The 13,689-nt window shown below is 30.5% G+C and carries 14 protein-coding genes; 13 read left to right on the top strand and 1 reads right to left on the bottom strand.

Going from position 1 to position 13,689, the window contains the following annotated elements:
* Positions 1–7 precede the first annotated feature (7 nt).
* The 3 genes from EQM05_RS13050 (at position 8) to EQM05_RS13040 (ending at position 2,046) form a co-directional block, all read left to right on the top strand.
* Positions 8–658, top strand: a complete 651-nt coding sequence (locus tag EQM05_RS13050; protein ID WP_128751122.1) for an ATP-binding cassette domain-containing protein — start codon at positions 8–10, stop codon at positions 656–658.
* Positions 651–1,412: an iron export ABC transporter permease subunit FetB gene (gene fetB / locus EQM05_RS13045; protein WP_128750434.1), complete on the top strand. Its 762-nt coding sequence runs from the start codon at positions 651–653 to the stop codon at positions 1,410–1,412. The genes EQM05_RS13050 and fetB overlap by 8 nt, the downstream gene beginning before the upstream one ends.
* Positions 1,413–1,500: 88 nt before the next feature.
* Positions 1,501–2,046 carry an NADH peroxidase gene (locus tag EQM05_RS13040; protein WP_128750433.1) on the top strand — a complete coding sequence of 182 codons (546 nt, stop codon included), beginning with the start codon at positions 1,501–1,503 and terminating at the stop codon, positions 2,044–2,046.
* 119 nt (positions 2,047–2,165) lie between these two features.
* Here the strand turns inward: EQM05_RS13040 and EQM05_RS13035 are convergent, their stop codons facing one another.
* Complete coding sequence (locus tag EQM05_RS13035; protein ID WP_128750432.1) at positions 2,166–3,455, bottom strand: helix-turn-helix transcriptional regulator; 1,290 nt, start codon at positions 3,453–3,455, stop codon at positions 2,166–2,168.
* Between the two features lie 213 nt (positions 3,456–3,668).
* Between EQM05_RS13035 and EQM05_RS15910 the strand changes: the two genes are divergently transcribed.
* The 10 genes from EQM05_RS15910 (at position 3,669) to EQM05_RS12990 (ending at position 13,594) form a co-directional block, all read left to right on the top strand.
* A complete protein-coding gene (locus tag EQM05_RS15910; RefSeq protein WP_164917300.1) occupies positions 3,669–3,836 on the top strand; it encodes a hypothetical protein in 168 nt (55 codons plus the stop codon).
* 363 nt (positions 3,837–4,199) lie between these two features.
* Positions 4,200–5,039 carry a hypothetical protein gene (locus EQM05_RS13030; protein ID WP_128750431.1) on the top strand — a complete coding sequence of 280 codons (840 nt, stop codon included), beginning with the start codon at positions 4,200–4,202 and terminating at the stop codon, positions 5,037–5,039.
* Positions 5,040–5,070: 31 nt separating this feature from the next.
* Positions 5,071–5,541, top strand: coding sequence for a hypothetical protein (locus EQM05_RS13025; RefSeq protein WP_128750430.1), 471 nt, complete (start codon positions 5,071–5,073; stop codon positions 5,539–5,541).
* Positions 5,542–5,669: 128 nt separating this feature from the next.
* Positions 5,670–6,959, top strand: coding sequence for a hypothetical protein (locus tag EQM05_RS13020; protein WP_128750429.1), 1,290 nt, complete (start codon positions 5,670–5,672; stop codon positions 6,957–6,959).
* A gap of 108 nt (positions 6,960–7,067) precedes the next feature.
* Positions 7,068–7,613, top strand: coding sequence for an NADH peroxidase (locus tag EQM05_RS13015; RefSeq protein ID WP_128750428.1), 546 nt, complete (start codon positions 7,068–7,070; stop codon positions 7,611–7,613).
* A 213-nt stretch (positions 7,614–7,826) separates the two neighbouring features.
* Positions 7,827–9,734: a sigma 54-interacting transcriptional regulator gene (locus tag EQM05_RS13010; protein ID WP_128750427.1), complete on the top strand. Its 1,908-nt coding sequence runs from the start codon at positions 7,827–7,829 to the stop codon at positions 9,732–9,734.
* A 164-nt stretch (positions 9,735–9,898) separates the two neighbouring features.
* Complete coding sequence (locus tag EQM05_RS13005; RefSeq protein ID WP_128750426.1) at positions 9,899–10,972, top strand: 2,3-butanediol dehydrogenase; 1,074 nt, start codon at positions 9,899–9,901, stop codon at positions 10,970–10,972.
* Between the two features lie 314 nt (positions 10,973–11,286).
* A complete protein-coding gene (locus EQM05_RS13000; protein ID WP_128750425.1) occupies positions 11,287–12,120 on the top strand; it encodes an ABC transporter substrate-binding protein in 834 nt (277 codons plus the stop codon).
* A gap of 78 nt (positions 12,121–12,198) precedes the next feature.
* Complete coding sequence (locus tag EQM05_RS12995) at positions 12,199–12,885, top strand: amino acid ABC transporter permease (protein WP_128750424.1); 687 nt, start codon at positions 12,199–12,201, stop codon at positions 12,883–12,885.
* On the top strand, positions 12,872–13,594 hold the full coding sequence (locus EQM05_RS12990; protein ID WP_128750423.1) for an amino acid ABC transporter ATP-binding protein: 723 nt from the start codon (positions 12,872–12,874) through the stop codon (positions 13,592–13,594). Before EQM05_RS12995 ends, EQM05_RS12990 begins: the two co-directional genes overlap by 14 nt.
* Positions 13,595–13,689 lie beyond the last annotated feature (95 nt).

Here is a 13,689-nt window from a genome sequence, read left to right as displayed (position 1 = left end):
GGATAACATGACTTTACTTAAGCTTAATTCAATTTATTATAAAGATATACTAAAGAATATTAATTTAGATATTAATAATGGTGATTATTTTTCAATAATAGGACCATCGGGCAGCGGCAAAAGTACTTTGCTAAAGCTATGCAGCAACCTTATAAGCAGCAGCAGTGGGGATATAATTTACAAAGATAAAAATATTACGGATTACAGTCCAATGGAATATAGAAAGCAGGTAGCATATTGTTTTCAGACTCCATACCTGTTTGGAGATAAGGTAATAAATAACCTTACATTTCCGTTCAATATAAGAAACATAGTGCCTGATAAGAAGCTTATTTCAAAATATCTGGAAATGTTCAATTTAGATGAAGAAATTTTAAATAAGGAAAATAAAAATTTATCAGGAGGGGAAAAGCAGAGAATATCACTGATAAGGACATTGCTGTGCAAACCCGAAATATTGCTCCTAGATGAAGTTACATCTGCATTGGATGCTGAAAATACACAAATAGTAGAAGAAGTAGTTAAAAAATTAAATAAGGATGGTATTACTATTTTATGGGTAACACATAACTTGGAGCAAAGTAAAAAAAATGCAAATAAGCTTCTTACCATAGAAGCTGGAGAAATAAAATCTTTGGAGGTGATAGATAATGGCTAATACGGCAAATATAAGTGTATTGTCCCTTTTAATTGCATCTTCACTGGTTGCAGTTTCTCTGATATTTTCATATTCACAAAAGCTTAAACTTGAAAAAGAAATTGTAATTGGAGTAATTAGAGCAATTATCCAATTAGTTATATTGGGTTATGTATTAGACTTTATATTTGGACTTAAAAACCCATTATTTACAACATTTTTACTTTTATTTATGACCATTAATGCTGCATACAATGCTGCAAAAAGAGGAAAGGGCATAGAAAAAGGATTTTTAATATCCTTTATCTCAATTACAGTAGGAACTATTATAACATTAGGAGTATTAATATCTGCAGGTGCCGTTAAATATGTTCCAAACCAGGTTATACCAATATCAGGTATGATAATTAGTAATGCCATGGTAGCACTGGGACTATGCTATAGGCAGATGATATCACTGTTTAAAAACAAAAGAGAAGAAGTTGAAACAAAGCTGGCACTTGGTGCAGATATTATGGTTTCATCTAAAGAGATAATAAAGGATTCAATAAAAACAGGAATGCTTCCAACCATAGATTCTACCAAAACACTGGGCATAGTTGCTATTCCTGGAATGATGTCAGGTCTTATTATAGCAGGCACACCCCCTCTGCAGGCAATTAGATTTCAAATAATGGTAACATTTATGATGCTTTCCACTACATCTATAGCATCATTTTTAGCCTGCTATTTATCCTATAGCAGATTTTTTAATGACAGAAAGCAGCTAAAATAAAAATATTTTATAATTACTATTGATAAATCATAATAAGTGTTATATAATAATAATTGTTGATAAACTTATTAATTAGGAGGAATTAAAAATGAAAAAATTTGTATGTTCAGTATGTGGTTATGTTTATGAAGGAGAGAAAGCACCAGAGAAGTGCCCTGTGTGCGGAGCTCCAAGTGATAAATTTGTAGAAAAGAAAGATGATGAAATGACCTTTGCAGATGAGCACAAAGTAGGAGTTGCAAAAGGTGTTGACAAAGAAGTTTTAGAAGGATTGAGATCAAACTTCACTGGCGAATGCTCAGAGGTGGGAATGTATTTAGCAATGAGCAGACAGGCAGACAGGGAAGGATATCCAGAAGTGGCAGAAGCTTATAAGAGAATAGCCTTTGAAGAAGCAGAGCATGCATCAAAATTTGCAGAAATGCTTGGAGAAGTATTAACAGACAGCACAAAGAAGAACCTTGAAATGAGAGTAAATGCTGAGCATGGTGCATGTCAGGGTAAGAAGGATTTAGCAACATTAGCTAAGAAATTAAATTACGATGCAATTCATGATACAGTTCATGAAATGTGCAAAGATGAAGCTAGACACGGAAGAGCATTTAAGGGTTTATTAAATAGATATTTCAAATAACTTTCAACTATATAGAAAGTTGCTTTCTATAAATAATGGTATATAAGGGTATGCTGCCAGATGAATTATTCTGACAGCATTTTTTTATACGCAATTTTATACTCTGGCTGAAGAATATATTATCCTATGAATATATTAGGAAATGGACAGGTCCTATATAAATCCCTATAATAGGAACTTTTATTTAAATAGCTTATATCATTATTGATTTTGTATAAATCATTACATATCACACTAAGGTCTAAATAATATTTATTGTCTAATAAATAGGTTTTACACCTGCTAAGATAATCAAAAGCACAATTAAAATCCTTCTCCAAAAATTTCATATGTCCTACCACAAGGTAATAGTCCATTTTACTTTTCTTTCTAAGCTTGGTAAACCTTATTTCCTGTAAGGTTCTAGATAAATCAATGTAGTCTTCCATATTAAAAAAAACAATCATTTGCTGGATCAGAAAAAGATTAATAAGAGATTTATCACAGTAATATTTGGCTTTTAGATTAGAAATTAGATATAAAGCTTCTTCAAATTTTGAGGATAGTCTTAAGCAGTTAATATAATTTAGATAACATTCACCTGCATCGAAATGTTCTCCACTATAATCAAAAAAAGTAATAGCTAATTTAATGTGATGAATAGCTTTTTCAAAGTTATTTGTTTTGTAATATGCAATATTTAAGGATAAATGAATGGTTGCTAATATTGATATATATGCTAAATCATCTATATCGTTAATGAACTTTTCCAGAATGTCAATTGCTTTTTTATACTCTTTCATTAAGCAATAGGTGACCCCTATGTTGTTTACGATAATATAATATATTCTACTATGTATCAATTTATTTTCTATTATAACCTGCTGTGCACGGTATAAATAACTAAGAGCTTTATTATAATTGGAATTTTTCATCATAATGTAAAACAGTGAATTGAAAGCAAAGGTACAATTTTCAGCATAATTATGCTTTTCTGTATGAGAAAACTTGGCATATGCCTTTATATATTCTTTTAAATTTTTTACTGAGTCATTATATAATTGCATATTGAAATAGGACATTCCAATATAAAAGTTTTTATTAATATCGGAATTGTTACTTGAATCTGCAATTTTTATTATTTCAATGTACTTTTTTTCCTTATATAAAGTTTCTAATGTGGAAGGATTAATTATGCTTGAGTTTGAATAAGTAAGATATCCTTTTTCTACGGAATCTTGAAAAAAGTACACAATAGATACATTTAAAACATTAGAAATATGTTCAAGTTGTATAATTGATGGTAACATTTTACCATTTTCTATTTTACTTAAAATAGTTCTGCTTAAAATACTGCAGCATAAATCTTCTTGACATATCTTTTTCTCTTTACGTAACTCCTTAATTTTATATCCTATAGAGTTAACCAAGTTAGTATCCTCCTTGCAAAAATGTAATTTAAAATAACATTTCTAATTTTTATATAAAACCATGGTTAAAACATAAGCATGTTTGTCCTAAATGGTTTTAATTCTAATGCAAATTAAATATTACACTTCAATGTAAATTATAGATGTTTTACTATCATATGTAAATATTGTAGAATAATGATATTAAATATACAGAAGAGAGGAGGGTGATATATGAAGCGTAAATTCATTGTTTTTTCTATTGTTACAATAGCAATTTTTAGCTTGTTACTTGGCTCAATGGCTAAAAATAATAATCAAATAATAAAAAAATATTGTATTGAAGATAAGGAGCCTATAGCTGTTATAAGTGGCATTAAAATTTATCGGAATCGTTTTTAATTTAAAAGAAAAGCTAGATTAATATTACTAAAAAATTAGGAACATCAGTTTAATATTAATCACATCCATAGTTATTGGTTTTACTATCTTAGGTATTTTGATTTTGATACATGAATTAAACGTGGAAAATACTATTTTCATCAAGTTTAACAAATTCACTATTAGATGAAATTTTTGATGAACGAGAACATAAATTAATAACAGGTTTGATTCCATAATGCGAAACCTGAGTAAGCATACATGTACCATCACAAGCTATGTCCAGTTTTGAAAGGGGGGCGAGGAAGATGGGCAATATACTTACCATGGAGTAGAAACGTGGTAAAGCCAAGTTACAAAAATAAATATAGGGGGATTAGAATAATGAAAAAAGTTAGAAATTTGGTAAGCTCAATATTAATAGCTAGTATTTTTTTAGCAACACCATTTAGTACATCAATAGTTAAAGCAGAAGATAACATTAAAAATATTAAAACATTTGAAACTAAAGAACAATATATACAGTTTTTTGATCAGAATAATGTCCCAAAAGAAAAACAAAAAGTACTATTAGATAAATTGGACAAGAATATTTTATGGGATGCGTATAATCCAGATAAAGTAAAGGAAATACCTGCAAGCTTTAATACCTTTGATATAGATGACCCATTGGATAATATTAGATATTACAGGTTTGAAGATGGATCATTTATAAAGATAGAGACTAAAGCTTCAGAAAAAACTAAAGAATTGCGAAAAAATCAAGAAAACCAAAAGCAGAAATATTCCTTCTCAGGAGAAATAAGACCTTTATCTGTTATATCTGATTCGTTTGGAGCTCAGTATACAGATCATATGGTTACTAAAACAATAGGCACCAATATAGTTGCTGGTTTTAGATCAACTTTTTATATATCTAGGTACGATACAAGTAGATTTAATGGTGGTCCTAGCTGGGATCAATTTGCTAGTGGATTAGGTTGTAATGGAGCACCATCAATTCAAAATATTAGGGATGTAGAAGAAATTGCAGCTCCTTATAATAGAGCCGCCATGAGAAAGATTTATTGGCAAGCTAATGCAAATTTGAACGTTGCATGGCCAACTAAAGGAATAACTTTAGGAGCAACTATTCCAGTCGGAACAACGATGTCGCTCTATTTGGCATTAGTTAATCATAGCTATTATGTTGATAGTGTATTACCATCAAATATATATAACTAAATTAAATAAAAACGAATAGGGGACAAGCCTTATGAAAAGAAAAGTTATTTTAATTGTATTAGTTGTTATATTGATATTTTCAAATATACTTTGGGGGTATTTACTCTTTAAAGAGCGGTCAATCACCATATACAAAACAGATATTTTAACTGATGATATAGATATAGATAATTTCTCTTTAGTAAGTATAGGAACTAAGTTATACGTTCAAGATGGATATATATTTAAGTTAAAAAAGCAAGCTAAAGTAGATTCAATAAATTTTAATGTATATATAGATGGAACAAAAATTGCTGACTTTGCTGGTGGTAAGAACTTTGAGAAGTCAAATGAGCGTATTGTAGATAATTTTAATGTAATTCCTAATATTAAAATATCTAAAGATTCTAAAATGAAAGTTAGCATTAAGTATACTATTAATGGAGATGGTAGAGAATTTTATGATACAATTTTGCTAAATTCAATTATCAAATATAAAGATAATGAATATAAAGGTAAATAACTTTTTGTTCATTAGTATATGAAGTAAAATTTGATTGAATGATTTATGCATAAAAGAAAAGGAGAGTGTACTGGGCACTCTCTTTTCTAGAATAATGATATTAAATATACTGCGGGGGATGATGGTATATGAAACGTAAATATATGGCTTTAGCCATGACCTTAATAATTACAACCCAATTATTAAGTGGATGTGCATCTGTAAATAATGCTAAATCAAAAGAAAATGTGAATAATTTTGATTCATTTATGGACAACTTATCTAAAGATAAAGCGTCACAGAATTTTATAAAAAGTAATCAGGAACCAATATATACAAACAACCTTGATGCTCCTAAGTTAGAATTTTTAAATAAATACTTAGACAATTATGAAGTCTTTTTAACTGGAGAGGAACATGGATATACTGTTGATATGCCTTTAGAAGTAAAGTTTTTAAAATATTTTGTACAAAATGCAGGAATAAAGTATTTCATACCTGAGATAACCCATAGTGAAGGATGGCTGTATAACAAGTATTTGACCACTGGTGATGATAGTTTGCTAAGGCAATTAGCTGACGGATGGGATAATAACAGTTTAAAGTATACAAAATATGATGCTGCATGGAAGGAAATAAGGAATTTTTATTTAAGCCTCGATAAAGATAAGCGTTTCAAAGTTATAGGTTTAGATGTTGAAACTATACCTCCATCTGCCGTAAAGTGTATGAATATTATGATGACAGATAAGTCCATACCTGCCACACTGCCCTTATTGAAGGAACTTAGGGAAAATGTAAATAATAACAAATTTAATAGTTTCGATACTAATAAGGATAATCCTATTTATCAATTCAGCATAGAATTAAAGACAGATATGGAGAAAAATGAAAAGGACTATAGAGAATTTTTAGGTGAAGACTTTTCAGACTTTAAAATGATATGTGATGGACTGGTTGTTGGGTTCAATGCTTACATTGAGTCAGGTCAAAATTCAAAAGATATAAAATTTTACGAAGTACGGGAAAAGCAGATAATTAAAAATTTCATGTATATAAATAGCATTGTCCCTAAGGGGAAATATTATGGACAGTGGGGTTCTGCACATGTGTGCACAAATAAATTAATTTTTGATAATTTTGCCACTGCTATAAATAATTCAAATACATATTTAAAGAATAAGGTATATCCTATTAAGTATGTATTTAAGGGGGATATAGATTTAAGTAACATGTATTTTCTTATGGATAAATATTCTCAGAGTAAAGAAGCAGTAGTGTTTTTTAATTTTAGCGGTAATGATTCTCCTATAAACAAGTTAACGGCAAAAAATGCACTTGAACAATCTGCAAAGGTCCCTGATAAAATGAAAATTTGTGATTATTATAAAGGATGGGTAATGATAAAAGATACCAATGTAATAAGGAAAGATCAATAATCAATAATTGAAGATTTTTTTATAAATTATAAAAAAGGTATTGATATTTAATAATTATTATTATATAATAAGAATTGTAAAGAAAATAGTTTTTAGGAGGAATTAAAAATGAAAAAATTTGTATGTTCAGTATGTGGTTATGTTTATGAAGGAGAGAAAGCACCAGAGAAATGCCCTGTATGCGGAGCTCCAAGTGATAAATTTGTTGAGAAAAAAGATGATGAAATGACCTTTGCAGATGAGCACAAAGTAGGAGTTGCAAAAGGTGTTGACAAAGAAGTTTTAGAAGGATTAAGAGCAAACTTCACAGGTGAATGTTCAGAGGTTGGAATGTATTTAGCTATGAGTAGACAGGCAGACAGAGAAGGATATCCAGAAGTAGCAGAAGCTTATAAGAGAATAGCTTTTGAAGAAGCAGAGCATGCATCAAAATTTGCAGAAATGCTTGGAGAAGTAGTAACAGACAGCACAAAGAAGAATCTTGAAATGAGAGTTAATGCTGAGCATGGAGCATGCCAGGGCAAGAAAGACTTAGCAACATTAGCTAAGAAATTAAATTACGATGCAATTCACGATACAGTTCATGAAATGTGCAAAGATGAAGCTAGACACGGAAGAGCATTTAAAGGTCTGCTGGAAAGATACTTTGGTTAATATTTAAATCTGATATGAAAAATTTAATAGTTGGTTAATAACTATTGTTATTAATATAAAATTGCTGACGGAAAATAACTGTCGGCAATTTTATTTTCTCACATTATTAAATAATGATCAGTTATTACAATGTTGTAAAGATGTTCCATCTTAGATCCACAGGCATAAATGATATAATATATGTACTATATACGGAGGATAACAAATAATTATATGTTTAATACTAAAAAATATTTAGAAGAATTTATAAACACAGGAGTAATTAATAAAAATGTTAGAAAAAGCATTGCAGATTCATGGATAAGATGCAAAAAATACAATGTTGATTACAATGGGGGAATAGGAAGAAAAGTACCACCTGATGTATTATCTAAAAAAACTGTACAAAATCAGCAGCTGTTGTTGGTAGCTAAACCCATAATGGAGGAAATGTATAAAACTGTAGCTGGCTCTGGATTTTCTATAATATTAACTGATAATACGGGATGCCTTCTTGAAGTATTAGGTGATGAAAATGTTATGGAAATGGCAAATGAATTAAATTTTATAAAAGGTGCTCTTTGGACGGAAAGGGAAGTTGGAACAAATGCTATAGGTACTGCATTGTATATGGATGAGCCAATTCAGACTATTGCAGCAGAGCACTATTGTAAGAAACACCATAAATGGTCATGCTCCGCTGCCACAATACACGATGAAAACAGAAATATTATTGGATGCTTAGATATGTCTGGTAATTACAATGGCGCACACAGCCATACATTGGGTATGGTACTTACAGGTGCATTTTCAATTGAAAAACAATTAGCATTTTCTGTATCAAATAATTTATTAAATGCTACTTTTCAATCAATATCAGATGGAATGTTAATATTGGATCATGAACTAAAAATAATAAAGGTCAATGAAAATGCCTGCAGTATTTTAGAATATACAAGAGATGAAATAATAGATATTAATATAAATCAGGTAATAAAAGATGTAGATTTTATAAATAGTTTAGAGCATGGAGAAAAACCATATTATAATATGTACTGTGATTTTTATAAAAAAAAGAATAAAAGAATAAAATGTAGTATGAATGCTGTACCAATAGTAAATAATAATATAAATATCGGTACAGTGATAACATTTAAAACTATAAAAAATATTAATAAATTCGTAAATAAAGTAGTAGGTTTTAATGCAGCTTACAGCTTCAGTGACATAATTACCAAAGATAAAGAAATGATAAAAATTATTGATTATTCTAAAAAGGCAGCTTTAAGTAATTGTAATGTTATTATTGAGGGAAACAGCGGCACAGGAAAGGAATTATTTGCTCAGGCCATCCATAATTATAGTAATAAAGATGGCCCATTTGTTGCAGTAAACTGTGCTTCCATACCAAAGGAATTAATGGAAAGTGAACTGTACGGATATGAAAAGGGTGCTTTTACCGGTGCAGCCAGTGAAGGCCATGCAGGTAAATTTGAATTAGCAGATGAAGGCACAATTTTTCTTGATGAAATAGGTGAACTGCCTTTAGATATGCAGTCAAAATTATTAAGAGTTCTGGATAATAAAACTGTAATAAGGGTAGGGGGAAACTATGAAAGGAAACTTAATATTAGAATTATAGCTGCCACAAACAGAAATTTAAAAAAGGAAGTTATTAATAAAAATTTCAGAGAGGACCTGTTTTATAGAATTAATGTGATGAATATTAAAATTATTCCCCTCAATGAAAGAAAAGGGGATATAGAATTGCTTTCACAGTATTTTATTAACAGATTAAATATTCATAATGGTAAAAACAAGGTTATTGACTCAAAGTTTATGAAAACTTTAACAGAATATAATTGGCCTGGCAATGTGCGTGAACTTGAAAATATAGTAGAAAGATCATATTACTTAAGCGAAGGAAATGTTATTACAGCACAGGAATTAATTGATAATGGCATATTAAATCAGAATAAATACCAGCCTGATGATAATTTTATTAATATGAATACTATTGAAAGAGAAAATATAAAAACAGCTCTTAATAAAACTAATTATAATATTGCAAATGCAGCAAAGCTTCTTGGAATAAGCCGGGCTACAATATATAGAAAAATAAAAAAATATAATCTGTTATAGTAATTCACCATATATACAAAATAAATCAATTCTCATAAATGATACAAATATATTCTCATTCATGAGAATTGATAGTTAAAAAACAAACAAACATCCAGCATTTGAGCTGGCATGAAAATTGCTTTTATATTTTGCATCACTAATAGTATAAGGAGGATTTTTTTATGAAAGCAGCATTATGGTATGATAAAAAAGATGTAAGGGTTGAGGAAATTGATGAGCCAAAAGTAACTTCTGGTTCAGTAAAAATTAAAGTTAAATGGTGTGGGATATGTGGTTCAGATTTACATGAATATTTAGGAGGACCTATCTTTATTCCAGTAGGGCAGCCACATCCATTAAGCGGAACCACAGCTCCTGTTGTTTTAGGACATGAATTTTCAGGGGAAGTTGTTGAAGTAGGAGAAGGAGTTAAAAATATAAAGGCTGGAGACAGAGTAGTTGTAGAACCTATTGTGGCTTGCGGAGAATGTCCAGCTTGCAGAGAAGGTAAATATAATTTATGCTCGTCATTGGGATTCCATGGCTTATGCGGAAGCGGCGGTGGACTTGCAGAATATACTGTATTCCCATCAGAATTCGTGCATAAAATTCCAGATAATATGTCTTATGAACAGGCTGCTCTAATTGAGCCTATTGCTGTTGCACTGCATTCAGTAAGGGTTGGAAAGTTTAGGGCTGGTGACACTGCATTAGTTCTTGGAGCAGGACCAATAGGACTTGCAACCATAGAATGCTTAAAAGCAGCAGGTGCAAGATTAATTGTAGTTTTACAGAGAAAATCCATAAGACAGGAATATGCAAAAAGATCAGGAGCAGATGTGGTTTTAGATCCAAATGAAGTAAATATTCCTGAAGAGGTTAAAAAACTAACATCAGGAGTTGGAGTTGACGTATGCTTTGAAACCACAGGTTCACAGATAGGTCTGGATGTTGGACTTGAAAGCATAAAATTTGAAGGCACCATGGTAGTAACCAGCATTTGGGAAGGCCCTGTAAAAATTAATCCAAATGTATTAGTTTTTCAGGAGAAGAAAATCGTGGGCACATTAGCATATAGACACGAGTTTCCATCAACTATAGCATTAATGGCAGATAAAAGAATAAAAGCAGAAGGGTATATTACTAAGAGAATAGCTTTGGATGATATTGTTGAGCAGGGCTTTGGAACTTTAACAGGTCCAGAGAAGAAAAAGCAGGTTAAAATTATTGTAACACCTGATAAATCATTACTATAAAATTTTTATAACCTCAAAATAGAAAATCATTTCTGTTTTGAGGTTATTTTTTTTGTAAATTGTTATGGTTTTCATGGAAAAAACACATTAGGGTGTATAAATATACATTATGCAATTTATAAATCCTATAATGAGAAATTAATTAAATATGCTAAAAAGCTACAAGTCCTATTAAAAATGAAGATAACCACATTATATTACATTATTCTAAGTTATAGTAATATATTACCAACAAAAAATATAAAATAAGTATTGCATAAATATGAATGATAATGTATAGTTATACATAGTTAATAAATGAGGAGTGAATAAATATGAATAAAAAATTTGTTGGGAAAATATTAGCAGCAGTAGTTTCATTATCTATGGTGATTTCCATAACTGGATGTGGAAAGAGCAAATCAACAGTTAATGCAGCACAGACTACAAAGGACACAAAGTTAGATCAGATAAAGAAAAGCGGAAAACTGGTAGTTGGGACAAGCGCTGATTACCCTCCATATGAATTCCATAAATCAGTAAATGGAAATGATAAAATAATAGGATTTGATATTACCATAGCAAATGAAATTGCAAAGAACTTAGGTGTTAAGCTGGAAATTAAAGATATGAGTTTTGACGGACTTTTACCTGCCTTGCAGACAGGCAATGTGGACTTGGTAGTTGCTGGTATGAGCCCAACAGATGAGAGAAAAAAGAGTATTGATTTCTCAAATGTATATTATAAATCTATTAATAGTGTAATGGTAAGAACAGAAGACAAAGACAAAATAAAAACAATTGCTGATTTAAAGGGTAAAAAGGTTGGTGTTCAAAAGGGAACTACACAGGAACAGATTGCTAAAGATAAAATGCCAGGTTCTGAAGCTAAGTCTTTAAGTAAAGTTACAGACTTGGTATTGCAGTTACAAAATAAGAAGGTTGATGCCATTATTGTTGAAGCACCAGTAGCAGCTTCATATGCAAATAAGAACAGTAATATATCTGTTTCAGGCGTAAAAGTTGAAAATGAGGAACAAGGATCAGCTATAGCATTCAAAAAGGGAAATGATGACTTTGTTAAAGCAGTAAATAGTACACTGGACAGACTAACTAAATCAAACAGTATTAATAAATTCATTATAGATGCAAATAACCAGGTAGAATAAATCTTATATATAAAAGGTAATGAATTTTCATTATCTTTTATGACTTTTTTAGAACTATTTAATAATGGAGGTATAGCATTGGATTTTTCATTTTTAGGTAAATATTCATCTTTTTTTATAAATGGAGCAAAATACACACTTTTGTTGGCATTTTTTACAGTGCTGGCAGGTGCAATATTAGGATTGCTGTTATCTTTAATGAAATTATCAAAGAATAAAATATTGAAGTATATTGCAGTGTCCTATATAGAATTTATAAGAGGTACACCGGTTTTGGTGCAATTATATATAATTTATTATGGATTACCATCCTTAGGTGTTACTTTTCCTTCTGTTCCGGCCCTGGGGAATGACTTTCCTGATTTAGTTGCAGGTATTTTAGCACTTTCAATTAACAGCTCTGCATATGTGGCAGAAATTATAAGAGCAGGTATCCAGGCTGTAGATAAAGGGCAGATGGAAGCAGCCAGAAGTTTGGGAATGACTGAGGGACAGGCTATGAAAAAAATTATTATACCTCAGGCATTTAAAAATATACTTCCTGCTTTAGGAAATGAATTTATCACTGTTATTAAGGAGTCTTCAATTGTATCTGTTATTGGAATACATGAATTGATGTATAATGCAGATACTGTCAGAGGTAATATTTTTAAGCCATTTGAGCCTCTTTTGGTAGCAGCATTTATATATTTTATTATGACATTTTCATTATCAAAACTACTTGGTACAGTTGAAAGGGGAATGAGAGCAAGTGATAGAAGTTAGTAATTTGAATAAAAGCTTTGGTAAAAATCACATATTAAAAGGAATTGATATGGAAATACAAAAGGGACAGGTTATTGTTATTATAGGTCCAAGCGGATCTGGAAAAAGTACCTTTTTAAGATGCTTAAATTTACTTGAAACTCCTGACAGCGGGTCAGTAACCTTTGAAGGTACAAAAATTACAGATAAGAAAAATGACATAAACAAGCTTAGAGAAAAGATGGGCATGGTATTTCAGCAGTTTAATCTTTTCCCTCACAAAACTGTATTAGAGAATATAACCATTGCTCCTATAAATGTAAAAAAAATGTCCTCTGATGAGGCGAAATCAATTGCATTTAAATTATTAAAAAAAATAGGCCTTGAAGAAAAGGCTGATTCTTTTCCAGCTCAGTTATCCGGCGGACAAAAACAGAGAATTGCAATAGCAAGAGCACTGGCTATGGAACCGGATGTGATGCTGTTTGATGAGCCAACCTCAGCTTTGGATCCTGAAATGGTTGGAGAGGTTCTGAATGTAATGAAGGAATTGGCATCAGAAGGAATGACAATGGTTGTTGTAACCCATGAGATGGGTTTTGCAAAAGAAGTTGGGGACAGAGTTCTTTTTATGGATGATGGAAAAATAATAGAGGAAGGCACTCCCGAGGAGTTATTTAATAATCCTAAAAATTCAAGAACCAGGGACTTTCTGAGCAAAATACTTTAATTTATATAATTAACAGGTTATCACAAGATTGCATTTTGTGATAACCTGTTTTTATGTTTAAATCTGTACGAAATAATTACAATTTGGTGTAAAAG

This window comes from Clostridium sp. JN-9 (genome assembly GCF_004103695.1).
In the GTDB taxonomy this organism is placed as follows: Bacteria; Bacillota; Clostridia; order Clostridiales; family Clostridiaceae; genus JN-9.
Note: the sequence above shows the minus strand (reverse complement) of the source record. Positions and strands in the feature narration are given on the sequence as shown.